The organism is Sporosarcina sp. FSL K6-1508 (assembly GCF_038007465.1).
Classification (GTDB): Bacteria; Bacillota; Bacilli; order Bacillales_A; family Planococcaceae; genus Sporosarcina; species Sporosarcina psychrophila_B.
Window position 1 is genome coordinate 4115745 of sequence record NZ_JBBOXF010000001.1, and the last position, 17538, is coordinate 4133282.

General features: G+C 43.7%; 13 protein-coding genes. All 13 read right to left on the bottom strand.

Annotated features, from left to right (window positions below; all coding sequences use genetic code 11):
• Window positions 1-23 precede the first annotated feature (23 nt).
• Window positions 24-989, bottom strand: a complete 966-nt coding sequence (gene miaA, locus MKZ11_RS21170; protein ID WP_340796325.1) for a tRNA (adenosine(37)-N6)-dimethylallyltransferase MiaA — start codon at window positions 987-989, stop codon at window positions 24-26.
• Window positions 955-1881 (bottom strand): alpha/beta hydrolase, encoded by a 927-nt coding sequence (locus MKZ11_RS21175; RefSeq protein ID WP_340796326.1) that lies wholly within the window; start codon window positions 1879-1881, stop codon window positions 955-957. The genes miaA and MKZ11_RS21175 overlap by 35 nt, the downstream gene beginning before the upstream one ends.
• Window positions 1878-3524: a glycerol-3-phosphate dehydrogenase/oxidase gene (locus tag MKZ11_RS21180; protein WP_340796327.1), complete on the bottom strand. Its 1647-nt coding sequence runs from the start codon at window positions 3522-3524 to the stop codon at window positions 1878-1880. Before MKZ11_RS21180 ends, MKZ11_RS21175 begins: the two co-directional genes overlap by 4 nt.
• An 18-nt stretch (window positions 3525-3542) precedes the next feature.
• Window positions 3543-5036 (bottom strand): glycerol kinase GlpK, encoded by a 1494-nt coding sequence (gene glpK, locus MKZ11_RS21185; RefSeq protein WP_340796328.1) that lies wholly within the window; start codon window positions 5034-5036, stop codon window positions 3543-3545.
• Window positions 5037-5051: 15 nt separating this feature from the next.
• A complete protein-coding gene (gene mutL / locus MKZ11_RS21190) occupies window positions 5052-6872 on the bottom strand; it encodes a DNA mismatch repair endonuclease MutL (protein ID WP_340796329.1) in 1821 nt (606 codons plus the stop codon).
• A gap of 5 nt (window positions 6873-6877) precedes the next feature.
• Entirely contained in the window at window positions 6878-9445 is a 2568-nt protein-coding gene (gene mutS, locus MKZ11_RS21195; protein WP_340796330.1) for a DNA mismatch repair protein MutS, read from the bottom strand.
• A 240-nt stretch (window positions 9446-9685) separates the two neighbouring features.
• Window positions 9686-10246 carry an outer spore coat protein CotE gene (cotE, locus tag MKZ11_RS21200; protein WP_340796331.1) on the bottom strand — a complete coding sequence of 187 codons (561 nt, stop codon included), beginning with the start codon at window positions 10244-10246 and terminating at the stop codon, window positions 9686-9688.
• A gap of 122 nt (window positions 10247-10368) precedes the next feature.
• Window positions 10369-10800, bottom strand: coding sequence for a RicAFT regulatory complex protein RicA family protein (locus MKZ11_RS21205; protein ID WP_340796332.1), 432 nt, complete (start codon window positions 10798-10800; stop codon window positions 10369-10371).
• Entirely contained in the window at window positions 10800-12341 is a 1542-nt protein-coding gene (gene miaB / locus MKZ11_RS21210) for a tRNA (N6-isopentenyl adenosine(37)-C2)-methylthiotransferase MiaB (protein ID WP_340796333.1), read from the bottom strand. Before miaB ends, MKZ11_RS21205 begins: the two co-directional genes overlap by 1 nt.
• A 643-nt stretch (window positions 12342-12984) precedes the next feature.
• Window positions 12985-13257 (bottom strand): stage V sporulation protein S, encoded by a 273-nt coding sequence (locus MKZ11_RS21215; protein WP_179391467.1) that lies wholly within the window; start codon window positions 13255-13257, stop codon window positions 12985-12987.
• An 86-nt stretch (window positions 13258-13343) separates the two neighbouring features.
• Entirely contained in the window at window positions 13344-14141 is a 798-nt protein-coding gene (locus MKZ11_RS21220) for a TIGR00282 family metallophosphoesterase (RefSeq protein WP_340796334.1), read from the bottom strand.
• Between the two features lie 64 nt (window positions 14142-14205).
• Window positions 14206-15768: a ribonuclease Y gene (gene rny / locus MKZ11_RS21225; protein ID WP_340796335.1), complete on the bottom strand. Its 1563-nt coding sequence runs from the start codon at window positions 15766-15768 to the stop codon at window positions 14206-14208.
• Window positions 15769-16393: 625 nt separating this feature from the next.
• Window positions 16394-17455, bottom strand: a complete 1062-nt coding sequence (recA, locus tag MKZ11_RS21230) for a recombinase RecA (protein WP_340796336.1) — start codon at window positions 17453-17455, stop codon at window positions 16394-16396.
• Window positions 17456-17538: the final 83 nt, after the last annotated feature.

Here is a 17538-nt window from a genome sequence, read left to right on the forward strand (position 1 = left end):
CATAACATATTTCTCTTGCCCACTTACTTTATTCGACCCGCATGATCAAAATCCTTCAAGATTGCCAAAATTCCCTTTACAATTTCATCTGTACCCAATTCTGCATTGAACCAGGAGATATCTAGTTTATTACGGAAGTAGGTCATTTGCCGTTTAGCATAATTGCGTGTATTTTTCTTGATCAATTCAACGGCTTCATCTAGTAGCAATTTTTTTTCGATGTATTGATGAATTTCCTTATAACCAATTGCTTGGACAGATTGTACTCCGCGAATTCCTTCCTCCCATAATCGATTCGCTTCTTCCAGAAGGCCTTTTTCCATCATTAAATCGACACGTTGACCGATTCGTTCATAGAGGAGATCACGGTCCATTTCAAGTCCGATGATGTGATGCTCATAAAGCGGTACACGTCCTGCCCCGTCTTCGTGGTCACCTTTTGTCTTACCTGTCACTTCAATGATTTCCAGTGCCCGTACAAGCCGGCGATGGTTGTTTGGATGAATTTTTTCTGCACCCGTGGGGTCGATTTCAACAAGTTTTGCATAAAGGAAAGCGGCACCTTCTTCAGCCAGTTCCCGCTCTAATCGAGTTCTTACTTCAAGATCCGCCGCTTCTTCTGTAAAACGAAAATCGAACAGTACAGATTGAATGTATAATCCTGTACCCCCTACGATGATTGGTATTTTTCCACGATCTCGTATATCGGTAATCCATTTGCGCACTTCGCTTTGGTATTCGGCGACGGAAAAAGATTCATCCGGTACTTTTACATCGAATAAATGATGCGGAATGCCATCCATTTCCTCTTTCGTAATTTTTGCCGTCCCAATATTAAGCCCTTTGTATACTTGCATCGCATCACCATTAATGATTTCCCCGCCTATTTTTTTGGCGAGTTCGATACTTAAAGCCGTCTTGCCCGACGCTGTCGGTCCAACTATTGCAATCACTTCAGGATAATTTCTCATTTTTTTCAATCCAGTCATAAACGGCTTTGAACACATGTTGACGTTTTTTTTCATGGAGCATTTCGTGCCTGCCGCCTTCGAATAAAAATAACGTAACGTCTTCTATACCCGCGTTATCATATTGCTTTGCTACACTCCAAACCCCTTTTCCATTGTCCCCCACCGGGTCTTCGCTCCCTGAAAAGAGGAAAAGAGGAAGTTCTTTCGGGATCTTATTTATTTCATCTGTGGCGTGGATTTCCCCAAGCCCTTTGAATAAATCTGCAAAAAACTGCGTTGTCGGGACTATTCCGCAAGCAGGATCCACAATGTACTTCTCGACAGCTTCAGTATCCGTGGATAGCCAATCAAAAGGTGTTTTTGGCTTATCTACTGATTTATTGAAACCTCCGAAAACGAGCTTATTCAAGAAATTATCTGGCTGGTCAAGACCGTTTTTCTTGCCACGCAAATAAGCAACTGCCTGTCCTGCAAAACGGCTGGCTCCAGGATCTCCGCCTGTCCCTGAAAATATCGCCGAGTCCACTTCACTGCCATGGAGTTGAACATACCTCCGAGCAACGAATGATCCCATACTGTGACCGAACAGAATAAAACGCGGGGATGGATATTGTCCCCGCAGGTTCGAGATGACTTCATAAGCATCTTGAACAACACGATCAAAGCCGTTTTCATCTGCAAAATGACCTTTTATTCCATTCATTTTAGCAGTCTTACCATGTCCTCGATGATCATGACCGGATACGATATATCCTTTCCCCACGAGATATTCTGCAAATTCTTCATATCTGGCAATATGTTCGGCCATACCGTGAAGCAGATGGATATGTCCGACCGGTTTGCCTGCAGGTTTCATCACGATAGCATGGACTAAAAAACCATCTGACATTTCAAGTGTCGCTTCTCTCATCGGGGTGCACCATCCTTCACTTTTGCTTCGGCAATATGGCGGTCCAGTTCTTGTAAATGACGCATTTTTTCTACTTGGTTATAACCAAGCAGTTTCGCCATATAATTTGTCACTTTTCCTTTGACGAGTTCTACATAATGGATGTCAAAATAAAGAGCACCCTTCCTTCTGATGAAAAAGTCTGACGGGGTAAGCGTCATTTCATGATGAACCGAATAGAAAACTTCTGCTTTCAATGTAATCGGTATATCCGAATCAGCGGTTTCAAGCGCGTGAGCATAGATGAAAACAGTATCGACATTCGTTCCGTAGAAACTGGCAAGTCGTCTTCCTTCTTCTTTCGTTAGTCCGAATAACTCCGCTTCATTCGCTTTGCTCTCAATGAACAACTCAAACTTTTGGATACCGCCGAAATCACCGCCTGATAATGGAAGATGTTCTGTAATACATGGATCGGTTGAATGCAATGCCAGCCTTTTGACAACCAAGTCAACGACGGTTTCCGCCATTTTACGGTAGCCAGTCAGTTTTCCTCCTGCAATTGTGATAAGACCGCTGCCCGCTTCCCAGATTTCGTCTTTTCTCGAAATTTCGGACGGGTCTTTGCCATCTTCATAAATCAGCGGTCGGACACCAGCCCATGTCGATTCAACATCTTGTCGAGTAACAACCGTGGTTGGAAACATATGGCGCACCGTACTCAGGAGATAAGTAATATCTTCTTCCGTTGCGAGCGGTGATGATTTCTCTCCATCAAAAAACGTATCTGTCGTACCGATGTACGCCTTTTCCCCTCGCGGAATAGCGAAAATCATTCTTTTGTCCGGTGCATCGAAATAAACCGCTTGACGAAGCGGGAAAATCGAACGGTCGATAACGATATGAACGCCTTTCGTCAGGCGTAATCTTTTTGAATTGGAAAGCTCGTCTTTCCCGCGTACTTCATCTACCCATGGACCGGTTGCATTTACGATGGCCAAGGCATGAATACGGAACGTATCTCCGTGATGCATATCCTTAACGATGGCCCCCGTCACTCTTCCTTCTTCATAGATAAAGTCTTCCGCTTTTACATAATTCAAGCAAAGCGCGCCTTTTTCCACAGCTTTTTTCATCGTTTCAATCGTCAGCCGCGCATCGTCTGTGCGGTATTCGACATAGTGGCCTCCGCCAAGTAGCCCATCACGTTTTAGCAGTGGTTCCATTTCTAATGTTTCTCCGGCTGTCAGCATTTCACGGCGTTCATCTTTTTTCACACCAGCTAGCATGTCATACGCAAATAACCCCGCAGAAGTTGTATATTTTCCAAACGTGCCTCCTTTGTGAAACGGCAGAAGCATCCTCTCAGGAACAGTTACATGTTGCGCATTTTGGTAGACAATATCACGTTCCCGTCCTGTTTCGGCAACAATTTTCAGTTCGAGCTGCTTCAAATAGCGCAAGCCGCCATGAACAAGCTTTGTCGACCGGCTGGAGGTTCCTGCTGCAAAATCCTGCATCTCAATTAGCGCCACCGATAAGCCGCGTGTCACTGCATCCAGTGCAATCCCTGCCCCGGTGATACCGCCGCCTATGACAAGGACGTCGAATTGATAGTCGCTCATAAACTGTTTCACTTTAGGTCTTGTAATCGCTGATAACATGCGCTCATCCCCTTCTTGTCAACGTTTAAAGATGCGTGTAGCCTCCACCGCTTTTTGCCATCCAGTATATAAGCGGTCACGTTCTTCTTCTGGCATTAAAGGTGAATACGTTTTATCTTTTGTCCATAATGATTCCACATCTTCGAGTGTTCCAAAGAATCCAGTTGCCATACCTGCGAGATAGGCGGCCCCGAGTGCAGTCGTCTCATGGTATTTGGATAGTTCAACATCCGCTTGCAACAAATCACTTTGAAATTGCATGAGAAATGCGTTAGCTACAGCACCTCCGTCTGCCCTCAATATACCGATGTCCATTCCGGCATCCTTTTCCATTGTAAGCAAGACATCTTTTGACTGGTAAGCAAGTGCTTCTACGGTTGCCCGTATGAAATGTTCTTTCTCCGTGCCGCGCGTCAAACCGAAGACGGCTCCGCGTGCATCAGAATCCCAATAGGGCGTTCCGAGTCCTACAAATGCAGGAACAACATATACGCCATCGGAGGACGTTACACGGGTTGCGTACGCTTCCGTTTCCGCAGCTTTCTGAATCATCCGCAAACCGTCCCGGAGCCATTGGATAGCCGAACCAGCGACAAACACGCTGCCTTCAAGCGCATATGTCACTTTCCCTTCAAGCCCCCAAGCAATCGTTGTTAATAAACCATTTTCGGACCGCACCATCTTGTCACCCGTATTAAGCAACATGAAACAGCCGGTTCCATACGTATTTTTTGCCATACCTTTATGGAAACATGCTTGACCGAAAAGCGCGCATTGCTGATCACCTGCAGCGCCGGCAATGGGGATTTCGGCACCAAAAAATATAGACTTAGCTGTTGTTGTGTAGATTTCGGAAGATGAGCGGACTTCAGGAAGCATCGTGTCGGGCACTTGCATCAGCTCACACAATTCAGTATCCCATTGCAGTTCACCGATATTGTAGAGCATGGTCCTTGATGCATTTGAATAATCCGTTACGTGGACAGCTCCATCTGATAGCTTCCAGATGAGAAAGGTATCCATTGTGCCAAATAATAATTGGCCTTTTTCAGCTCGTTCCCTTGTCCCTTCCACATTATCGAGAATCCATTTTACTTTTGAAGCCGAAAAATAGGGATCCAATTTCAGTCCCGTTTTATCCTGAATCATCTTTTCATGTCCGGCTTCCGCCAATGCATCGACAATTCCCTGCGATTGCCTGGATTGCCAGACGATTGCGTTATACACTGGCTGACCCGTCTCTTTATCCCACACGACGGTTGTTTCTCTTTGATTGGTAATTCCAATACTGTCAATGTCCTCGGGCTGGTTGCCACTTTCCGTCAAAACAGAAGCGATAACGGACAAGACAGATCCCCAGATTTCACTGGCATTATGCTCAACCCAGCCTGGCTTCGGATAGATCTGTTTAAATTCCCGTTGAGATGAATGAACAATATCCCCTTGCCGATCAAAAAGAATTGCCCGTGTACTGGTGGTACCTTGATCAATTGCAAGTATATATTTCCCCATTTTACTTCCCCCTCCCTACATCACTCGTTTGAACATTTTTTCAATTTCGTATGTTGTAAAATGGACAAGCACTGGTCTGCCATGCGGACAAGTAAAGGGATTGTCGGCTTCTGCCAGATCATTCAGCAGCTTTTCCATATCTGCCAGTGTCAAATGGTGATTCGCCTTAATGGATCGTTTGCAGCTCATCATGATCGCTGCATCTTCTCTAAGTTTACCAATATCAATTTTGCGTGTAGTTAACACTTGTTCAATAAGATCTTCGATGATCACTGTCTCTTCTCCTGCCGGGAACCAAGACGGATATTCTTTTACCGCATAAGAAGAGGGTCCAAATTCTTCAAGGAAAATACCGACATCTTTCAGAAGGTTCATATTTTCCTCTATTTTAGTTTTTTCGTCTGCAGCGTAATGGAACATCAGTGGAATAAGTAATAGTTGGCGTTCATCATTATCTGCTTTACCCAATTTATCTCTGAAAAACTCATACTTTATACGTTCCTGTGCGGCATGCTGGTCAATCATGAAAAAACCATCTTCGTTTTGCGCAATGATATACGTCCCATGTACTTGTCCAACAGGAAAAAGCAAAGGGAAGTTTTTGTCTATTTCATGAGGTTCTACTTCTTCTTGAACAATCGGTGGTTCATTGACCGTCCACGGTGTTTGTTCCACGGTTTCTGTTTCTCTTTCTGGAATATCGTAAGGCTGGTACGCAGGTTTTACTAATGGAGTCGTCGATGGTTCAATCGCCTCTAACGGTCTTTCCGGTCGGAATTGATTCCACATATTCACTTGTTCAGATTGAACTTTCCGTGCCGGTTCTTTTTTTACGGCATCTGGAACGATTGTATTTTTTCGAATCGCTTTCTGGACGGATTCTTTAATGAGAGCCAACAGCTCGCCCTCTTTACTCATGCGAATATGCTGTTTGGAAGGGTGCACATTGACGTCTGTCAAATAAGGATCCCCTTCGATGTTGACGATTGCGATTGGAGAACGTCCGATTGGCAAATAGGTATGGAATGCATCCAGAACGGCATGATTTATCGCATGGCTTTTCACCCATCTGCCATTGACAATTAACGTCATATAGTTTCTTGATGCACGTGTCATTTCGGGTAATGTAACATGGCCCTCCACTTTGTAATCCGCATTTGAACCGGCAAAGCCCACCATTTTACGAGCTACGGCTATGCCGTATATGTCTGACAAGACACGGCGTTGGTCTCCGCTCCCTGCAGTCTGCAATAATACTTGACTATAATGTGAGAGTTTAAACGCAATTGAAGGATGACTTAACGCAAGCCGGTTGACGAGGTCAATCGTATGACCCAGTTCCGTCTGGATTGTTTTCATATATTTAAGACGAGCAGGTGTATTAAAAAATAATTGGGAGACCGTAATATCCGTCCCTTTGCGGAATGCCGCAAAATCATGTTTAACGAGCCGGCCGCCATCAATTTGGACTTCTGTCCCTTCCGTTTCTCCGTCAGATGTCCACATCATGATTTTAGAAACGGATGCAATACTCGCAAGCGCCTCTCCCCGGAAACCGAGCGTCCGAATTCGGAACAAGTCATGCTCGTTCGTTATTTTGCTCGTCGCATGGCGCTCAAATGCTTGAACAGCATCTTGCTTAGACATCCCGTTACCATTATCTGTGACGCGAATTGTCAAAAGACCAGCTTCCTCAAGTGCAATTTCAATAACGGTGCTCTCTGCATCAATCGCGTTTTCAACAAGTTCTTTTACGATGGAAGCAGGACGTTCGACAACTTCGCCTGCAGCGATTTTATTGGACAATGTATCATCCATCACTCTGATGATGTCCATCGGGTTCACCCTTTCTTAGATCCGAGCTTTTCTTTCAGTTCATGGACGTACTGCAATGCCTGAAACGGCGTCATGTTTAAGAGATCAGCGTCCCCCAGATTCGTTAGCACTTCTCGTTCCAGAGTTGAGAGGACTCCCTTTTCTTCATTCTGTAAATCAAAGAAGTTCAATTGCCTAGGCTCATCTTCACGAATCGGCAGTTTCTCTACATTTTCAAATGTGATGAGTAATGTTTTAGCACGGTTCAGAAGCGATTCGGGTAGCCCTGCTAGATCTGCGACATATATTCCGTAACTTTTATCTGCCGGTCCTGTCATCACTTTGTGGAGGAACACGACTTTACCATCTTGTTCCATTGCGGCGACATGGACATTTTCAAGGCGGGACAGCTCTTTATCTAAATTAGTCAGTTCGTGATAATGCGTAGAAAACAGCGTATTCGCTCCGATTTCATTATGAATATGTTCCATCATCGCCTGTGCCAAAGCCATACCGTCATATGTTGAGGTACCTCGTCCGATTTCATCGAAAAGAAGAAGACTTTGAGCAGTCGCGTTGGCAATAGCATGCTGCGATTCCATCATTTCCATCATGAATGTACTTTGCCCTGAAGCTAGGTCATCTGCAGCTCCGATTCTTGTAAATATTTGATCGGTGACAGGAAGTAATGCTTGGTCACAAGGTACATAGCAGCCGATTTGCGCCATAACGACGATGAGCGCCACTTGCCGCATATAGGTACTTTTACCAGACATATTCGGTCCAGTGATCAGTAGCATATTTGCGTCCTCTGTTAATTTACAGCTATTGGGTACGTAGAGTGAATGGTCCATCATCTTTTCGACGACTGGATGACGTCCATTTTTGATTTCTAATGCTTTTCCTTCCTGGAACACCGGTTTCACGTAGTTTCGTTTTTCTGAAACCGCTGCAAATGAAAGAAGAACATCCAGTTCACTCAGGACACTTGCTAGATGCTGAATATGTCTAATATGGGTTTTCATCGCATCACGGACAGTACTGAATAATTGATATTCAAGGTCTTGCCCTTCCGCTTCCGCATTCAAAATAAGGTCTTCCTTCTCTTTCAATTCCGGGGTTATGTACCGTTCTGCATTTGCAAGCGTTTGTTTTCTTTCATATCGCTCCAAATCGGCAAGATGGATATTGGATTTTGTTACCTCTATAAAATAGCCGAATACCCTGTTATACCCTATTTTCAAAGATTTAATGCCTGTCCGCTCGCGCTCTTCACGTTCAAGTTCTGCAAGCCACACTTTCCCATTCTTTGATGCATCCCGGTATTGGTCGAGTTTCGTGTCATATCCGTCCTTGATAATGCCGCCTTCTTTAACGGACAGCGGTGGATTTTCGGCGATTGCCGTTTCAAGTATTTGAAGCGCTTCTTCACAACCGTCAATTCGATCAGAAAACTGATGAAGTAAAGAGCGCTCTGATTCATGAAGTGCTTTTTTAATATCCGGGACACGACGGAGTGAGTTACGAAGTTGTGCGAGATCCCTTCCGCTCGCGCTGCCCATCGAAATACGCCCAGCGAGGCGCTCCAAGTCGTATACTTCCTTTAGGCTTGTCTTCAATTCATCCCGCAGGAAAAACTCTTCAATCAGCTCAGTTACTGCATTGAGACGATTTTCAATTGCTATTTTTTCTGCAAGGGGCTGATGAATCCACATCTTCAGTTTCCGTGCACCCATCGCTGTAACAGTCTCATCAAGGAGCCAGTAAAGGGTGCCTTCTTTGCTTCCGCTACGAATTGATTGGATTAGTTCCAGATTGCGCATTGAATTGGCGTCGATGGATAGCTTCGCTTGTTTTTGAATAAATTCGAACGGACGAATATGGTCGAGTGCCGTTTTCTGTGTCCGTTTCACATAAGAAATGAGCATGCTGCATGCTTCTGTAACTTCGGGTGGAATTGCACCAAACAGATCTACAATCTCGGGCCGCTGGTCACCGTACTCAATAGATAACACAATGCTGCGTTTTGCCATGCTGTCACTGAGTGCAATATGTAATCTTTCACCAACGACGACCTCTTTCATGCCAAGCGCCTCGATTTCAGCGATCAACGTCCGTTCATCGCCTTCAACACGCTCTACTTTCCCCTCCCCGGTCGCAAGGTCAAGATAAGCGAGTGCATAATTGTTACCATCAATAATGTCAGCTGAGCCGATGAAATGGTTTGTATTCGCGTCAATCGTTTTTCCTTCCGTCATCGTTCCTGGGGTAATAATTTTAACAACTTCCCTTTTGACAATCCCTTTTGCGACTTTTGGATCTTCGGTTTGTTCACAAATCGCTACCTTATGTCCTTTACGTACAAGTGTTTCAATATAGCCTGCAGCCGCATGATAGGGTACACCGCACATCGGAATTCGATCGCGGCTCCCGGCATCCCGGCTCGTTAATGTGATTTCAAGAATTTGAGACGCTTCTGTCGCATCTGTGAAAAACAGTTCATAAAAATCTCCCAATCTAAAAAACAGAAATGCATCTTCATGGTCCGCTTTAACTTTTAAATATTGCTGAATCATTGGTGTATGTGTTGTCATTATTTAACCTCTTTACGTTTGCTATTTTTTATTATTATACCAAAGTTGGACCACAAAGAGCCCAACTTCTGTATGATTTTAATGGTTTTCAAAATCTAAGCAAAATGATTTATACACAAAAGGTCTAATTTCTGCGCACGTCACATGGGCTTGCAAACACCGAACAATGAAGCATCCGTAATTGCAACTCTCCTATATTCGTAGAAAAACGAAAAAAAAGCCGGTAGTGTTTTCCGGCTCTCAAAATGATGATGAATCTTTTCCTTTTTTATGATCGTGTCCGGGATCTCTCCCTTTTCCTTGCTCATGTTCTTGACTGTGGCCATGTTCATGTGACGATGATTCATCTCGGAACGACCACTCTTCTTCAAAATCTGTTGGGTGTATCGTAATATTAACTTTTGTTTCTCCCACAACTTCGGCTACTAACTCTCGCTCAATCGTGATCAAGAATTTCTCGCCGCATTCCGAAATAATCGCTTCGGTACAATTTGGATGCTGGATGACATCTACGATAACTTCTTCATGCCCTGATGTCGGCTCATCCCGATAGTGCAGACGAATCCGGTCTTTGTAAGGAACTGACTCTGTAAAGACGGATGTTTTTGAATGATCTTGATGGGAATACCAAACATTGACATCGAACTTACCGGTAACTTCGATGAATTTACCGACCTTTTTAGCCTGATGTGTATGATTGATAACCCAACATCCCAGTATACTCGTCGGACGATTCGGCGGCTTCAATGAAACAGTCGTTTCAGTCCGCTTCTTCCCTTTGGCAATAACCGTCTTCGTCACGATCTGACGTAAATTTTTCAGCTCGATTCCTCCTCCATTCGCTTCAATCCATTCTATGCAACAGAAGCCCAGAGAGTGAAAAAAATCGGCAGGAAAATTTTTCCGCCGATTGGTATATTTAATTATAGTTTTTCATATGTCGTATTTTTTATATAAGAACCAGTTTCCCCGCGTCTAATATCACCATCTGTTGCTTTGATGATTTCATCCGTTACAGTATTTGCAATTGTATTTGATACGAGCTGCAGTAAATCATTCACTTCATATTGTGATTGTTTAAATTCCTGAACGATCGGCACTTCATCTATATCGTTTTGGATTTTCTCGATTTTACCTTCAATAAGGCTTAACGCTTTTTCTTTCCCATACTGTTGGAAATTGACTGCCTGTTTTTGCAATGATTTCAGACTTGCGATGTTTTCACGGATTTTCTGATTTTCATTAATTTGTTCTTCTGCACGTTTGAAAAATTCAACTTGTTCTGTATTCGCAATCATTACTGCAATTTCGCGTGCCTTTGCGATAATTTCATCTTTAGTATATGTTTTTTCCATTATGACATCACCTTTTCCTTTTCTACGACGCCGATAAACTCACCGTCGAGTGACCATGTTTTGGCCTCTATTATTTTCACCTTGACTATTTTTCCGATAGCCGATCGAGGTGCTTTGAAATTGACCAGCTTGTTTTTCTCGGTATATCCTGCCAGCACCTCTGGATTTCGCTTACTTTCCCCTTCGACAAGTACTTCCACGATTTCCCCTTTATATGGCTTCATCGCTTCTGCAGACAGGTCGTTGACGAGTTTGTTCAATCGCTGTAGACGTTCTTTTTTCACTTCCATAGGGATATTGTCGACCATTTTTGCAGCAGGAGTACCTTCCCGGGGTGAATAAATATACGTGTAGGCAATATCAAAACCGACTTCCTTGTACAATGACATCGTTTCTTCGAATTGTTCATCCGTCTCATTCGGGAATCCGACAATGATATCCGTCGTTAACGTAACGTTCGGAATCGCCTTTTTTATCTTCCGGACAAGTTCAAGGTAGTGTTCGCGTGTATACTTCCTTGCCATGATTTTTAAAATAGCGCTTGAACCTGATTGAACGGGAAGATGGATATGGTCGACAAGATTGCCACCTTTCGCAAGCACGTCAATAAGATGGTCATCGAAGTCACGCGGATGGCTCGTCGTAAAACGTATTCTCGGAATATCAATTTTACGTAAATCATCCATCAAATCCCCGAAACGGTATCCAATATCTTCAAAGTCTTTTCCATATGCATTGACGTTCTGACCGAGCAATGTTATTTCTTTATAGCCCTGCGATGCCAACTGCCGGACTTCTTGGATAATGTCCTCAGGTCGCCTGCTCCGTTCCTTGCCGCGTGTATATGGAACGATGCAATACGTGCAAAACTTATCGCAGCCATACATGATGTTGACCCACGCCTTGATATTACCATGCCGGACTTTCGGAAGGTTTTCAATGATATCGCCTTCTTTCGACCATACATCGATAACCATTTCTTTTGATAAGTATGCCTCATGCAATATGTTAGGCAGTCTATGAATATTATGTGTACCAAAAATCATATCGACTTGATCGTATGTTTTCAGAATTTTATTGACGACTGATTCTTCCTGTGACATACAGCCGCATACCCCAATTAAAACATCAGGGTTTTTCTGTTTCAACGGTTTATAATGGCCCAGTTCCCCGAACACTTTATTTTCCGCATTTTCCCGAATGGCACAAGTGTTGAGCAGTATGAGATTCGCCTCAGCGACGGTTTCTGTCGGTTCATAACCAAGCCCTATCAAAATACCTGCAATCACTTCGGTATCATGTTCGTTCATTTGACAGCCAAAAGTCCTGATAAAAAACTTCCGGTTTGTTCCCATCCCACGGAAACGTTCGTCAATTTCGAAATCGTCATGATATGCGATTTCTTCCTTACCACGCTTTTTTGCGTCCTTCAATGAAGGTGGTGCATAGACAGTTTGGAAGTATTGGCTATAGTCCTTTTCAGATGTCTTTTCAAGATCCGGTTTCAAAAGCCCCGCGTCTTGGTGCTGTTCTTCGCTCATTTAACTTGTCCCCTTTCCTACGAAGCTTTAGGAATTTAAACATATGATTCCATTATACTTAATTGTATCCCCCCTGTACAAGGAGAGACAGCTTTGTCGCTTGTTTGTCACAGTTAAGAAAAGCGCAAGCGCCTTGGTAGACCCGACAGGCATAAGTCAATCCAGCGACGTGGCGCTCTTTGCCACATAGCTGGATTGCTTATGACCCGAGGGGCTGGGCGCTGAAGCTAGACACTGCTCCAGATTCAAAAACTTATACTTTCTTATCTTTTAAGATAAGCGTAAGCGCCTTGGTAGACCCGAGGGGCTGGGCGCTGGAGCTAGACACTGCTCCAAGTTCAAAAACTTATATTTTCTTATCTTTTAAATAAGCGCAAGCTCCATAGTAGACCCGACAGGCATAAGGCGAACAAAGGGAAGGCAGCCTAAGTTCACGACATCGTGTTGCAACAAGGAGGGATGAATTTTCAATCCCTCCCCACTGCATGACCTGCATCCTGCACGCCCAAGCGGCTGGACACCAAGAATAGCGAAAGGCGCCCGTTTTCTTGACTTCGTTTAGTGTTGAAAATGCTCTTTTTCTTCTAAACACCTAAAAGACCACAGGAACTTGTTGCTTCCTGTGGTCTTGACTTTTTTAAAATTAAACGTTGCGTTGTCTTTTTTCAACTAGCAACTTCAATGCTGTACGGCCTTCACCATTAATTTCGATGTCAGTGAAAGCAGGTGCACAGATGAGATCTCCGCCACTTGGAGCGACGAATCCCCTGGCAATCGCAATTGCCTTTACAGCTTGGTTTAATGCACCAGCACCTACTGCCTGCATTTCTGCATAACCCTGGTCCCGGATAACTGCGACAAGTGCTCCTGCTACGGAATTCGGATTCGAGCGAGATGATACTTTCAATGGATTCAACATGATTCCTCCTTATTTTTCGGTGTCTATGGAACGGATATCTCCATAAACTATCCTATGATTCGGAGGCGATGTTTAGACGCGTCTTAGCCTTTGAATGTACGGTCAGCATTGATGGCAACTCGTTCAACCCTGATTGCTTTTCCTGTTTCATCATCCAATACGGCAAAGAGACCGTTTAACTGGGCACGTCCTGTTTTCGGAACTTCAAAACGAACTGGTAAATTCGTACGGAAACGATAGATGACGTCTTCTTTTTTCATACCCAAGATTTCATCGTAAGGGCCCGTCATGCCTGCATCAGTTAAATAGGCTGTTCCCCCTGGTAGAATGCGGTCATCCGCTGTCTGGACATGCGTGTGCGTTCCTACAACAACAGACGCCTTGCCATCAAGATGCCAACCCATCGCTATTTTTTCACTCGTTGCTTCGGCGTGGAAATCAACGAAGACAAGCGGAGAAATTTCTTTTGCTTGCGCTACTAGCTCATCTGCCTTTTCAAACGGATCTCCGTGGGGAGGTAAAAAAGTGCGGCCATGCAAATTGATGATTGATAACGTTACACCATTACGTGAAATCGTTGTCATCCCTTTACCAGGTGCTTCATCTGAAAAGTTGGCAGGACGGATAAGATAATCTGTATCATCGATAAAATCGTAAATTTCTTTTTGGTCCCATGTATGATTTCCCATTGTTACAACATCTACTCCAGCACGGAGCAGGTCATCAAATATCGCTTTCGTGATTCCTCTTCCGGCTGCTGCATTTTCCCCGTTAGCAATAATAACATCAGGGTTATACTTTCTTTTGAGCCGCGGTAAATAGTCGAATATCATATCTCGTCCCAACGACCCCACTATGTCACCTATGAATAATACTCTCATTAAAAATCTCTCCCAATAGAAAAAGAGGCTCCCGGACCGAAATGCACGGAAACCCCCTTTTTCTTTATTTTGCGTATTCAACCGCCCGCGTTTCACGGATGACCGTCACTTTGATATGTCCTGGATAATCGAGCTCTTCTTCAATCCGTTTACGGATATCTCTCGCTAGACGATGTGCTGTAATGTCATCGATCTGATCTGGGCGGACAATAATCCGAACTTCACGTCCAGCCTGGATTGCAAATGACTTTTCAACACCGTCGTACGATTCAGAAATCTCTTCAAGTTTTTTCAACCTGCGGATATAATTCTCAAGCGTTTCACTGCGCGCTCCCGGTCTTGCAGCTGATAATGCATCTGCTGCTGCAACTAGGACTGCAATTACTGATGTAGCTTCAGTATCCCCGTGATGGGATGCGATACTGTTAATAACAACAGGATGTTCTTTGTATTTCGTTGCAAGTTCAACGCCAATTTCCACGTGACTTCCTTCAACTTCATGGTCAATCGCTTTTCCGATATCATGAAGGAGTCCAGCACGCCTTGCAAGCGTAACGTCTTCTCCGAGTTCCGCTGCTAACAAGCCTGCAAGATAAGCAACTTCCGTCGAATGTTTCAGTACGTTCTGCCCATAACTTGTACGGAAACGCAATCTTCCAATGATTTTAATAAGATCTGGGTGTAGATTATGAATTCCAATATCGAATGTTGTCTGCTCTCCAGTTTCCCGGATAAGCTCATCCACTTCACGCCTCGATTTATCAACCATCTCTTCGATACGTGCAGGATGAATCCGTCCATCTTGAACAAGTTTTTCTAATGCAAGTCTGGCAGTTTCGCGGCGTACCGGATCAAAGCCCGATAAGATAACCGCTTCTGGTGTATCATCGATAATCAGGTCAATTCCTGTCAACGTTTCGAGTGTTCGGATATTACGTCCTTCGCGACCGATAATACGGCCTTTCATTTCATCATTTGGCAGGTTTACTACCGATACAGTTGTTTCGGCAACATGGTCTGCTGCGAAACGTTGTAATGCAATGGAAAGGATTTCGCGTGATTTTTTATCCGATTCCTCTTTTGCTCGTTGTTCTGATTCTTTTGTCATAACGGCAATATCTGTAGCAAGTTCTTTCTCTACTTCACTAAGGATGAGCCTTTTCGCCTCATCACGTGTCAGTGATGAGATCTTTTCAAGTTCATTTTTCTGAACCGTAACAAGTTCTTCCGCCTTGCGTTCCATTTGTTCGATATGCTGTTGTCTTCCGGTAAGCGCTTCTTCTTTGCGCTCCAGACCTGCATCTCTTTTATTGAGAGCTTCATCCTTGCGATCATGATTTTCTTCCCGTTGCAAAAGACGGCTTTCTTGTTTTTGCAGTTCCGCCCTTCGTTCACGGATCTCTGATTCCGCTTCAATTCTCAGTTTGTGAGTTTCATCCTTCGCTTCCAGTAGTGCCTCTTTTTTAAGAGCCTCTGCTTCACGCTTCGCCTCTTCGACGATTTGTTCTGCCGAGTTTTTGGCACCAGTCACTTTTGAATCATTCACTTTCTTATTAAAGAAATAGGTAACAACGGCACCGACAAACAGACCGACCAAAACGGAGATGAACAAATATAGTCCTGACATCCAGGTCACCTCCTCCTGCTATTCTTTTCATTTTCAGTCGGCTCATATATCAACGTGCAACATACTGCCAAAATCATTTCAATGGTATGAAATTATACAATTCTAATTGTATCTATGTAAATTTAACATGTCAAGGATACATAAGTCTTCGCAACACATTATTACTTGTGGCAATAGCAGTCTTTGTCTCTCAAATCGGCAATTGCAATCAGTCTCCGTCGGCTTCAGTTACTTTGACTCTATCACTTTTAATTTCAAAGTGTTCGGATTTTAGTGTTATTTTCACTATATATGTTGAATTAAAGAATCCCATTGAATCTGCTGTGGTGCTCAATAATGAGAGAGTTGTAATACGGGGATGCCTTTGCCGCTACGGCGCAAGGGAATGACTCCCGCTATAAGCAAGGGTACTGAAAAAGTGCGAGTTCTTTCAATCCCGTTGATTTCCGTTCCGAGCGGACGCTTTTCACTACAATCAACTAGTTCTTACTAAAAAAGAACTTTTTCAGTGGCTTCGCTCAGTTTTTACAACGGATTCAATACCTCAATTTATATATCCACTTTTTGAAAAAACAAAAACCGATCAGCTCCCAAGTAATAGGACTGATCGGTTTTTCAGAAAATCTTATTCTTGGTCAAGGAGAAGTTCCAACTCTTCATCCTCATCGTTTACATCATGACCGGCAATAATATCATTTGCGCTTGCAAGTCCATATGAATCACGAATTTTATTGGCAATATCCGTACGGATATCGGGGTTTTCTTTAAGGAACTGTTTCGAATTCTCCCGCCCTTGTCCAAGTCGTTCTCCTTCATATGAATACCATGATCCACTTTTTTGGACAACATCGGATTCGGCACCCAGATCGATGATTTCCCCTTCTCTGGAAATCCCTTCTCCATACATAATATCAACTTCAGCTGTTTTAAATGGAGGTGCAACTTTATTTTTAACAACGCGGATCCGTGTTTTATTTCCCACTATATCATTGCCTTGTTTAATTGCTTCTCCACGTCGCACATCTAAACGTACGGAAGAGTAAAACTTCAGTGCACGCCCACCTGGTGTGACTTCAGGGCTACCGAACATAACACCGACTTTTTCACGGATCTGGTTAATGAATATGGCAATCGTGTTCGACTTATTGATAGCACCCGAAAGTTTACGTAGGGCTTGTGACATTAGACGTGCTTGTAATCCAATATGCGAATCACCCATCTCGCCTTCAATTTCTGCTTTTGGTACTAATGCAGCAACGGAGTCCACAACAAAAATATCAACTGCACCGCTCCGTACAAGCGCTTCAGCAATCTCAAGTGCTTGCTCTCCCGTATCAGGCTGAGAAAGTAGTAATTCGTCGATGTTGACACCTAGCTTCCGTGCATAAACCGGATCGAGCGCATGTTCAGCGTCGATAAATGCCGCTGTTCCTCCGGCTGCCTGTACTTCTGCGATAGCATGCAGAGCAACAGTCGTTTTACCTGAACTTTCTGGTCCATATATTTCAATAACGCGTCCGCGTGGATATCCGCCTATACCGAGGGCAGCATCAAGAGCCAGGGATCCTGTTGAAGAAGTTGATAATTCAAGATTCGTTTTTTCCCCTAGTTTCATGATGGATCCTTTACCGAATTGCTTTTCAATTTGTTTTAATGCCATATCTAATGCTGCTTTACGATCGCTCAATTTATTTCCTCCCTAAAGGTAATGTTCTGTTTTTCTTACTGTCTCTACTATACTCCTTTATTGAGAAATACTCAATAAATAAG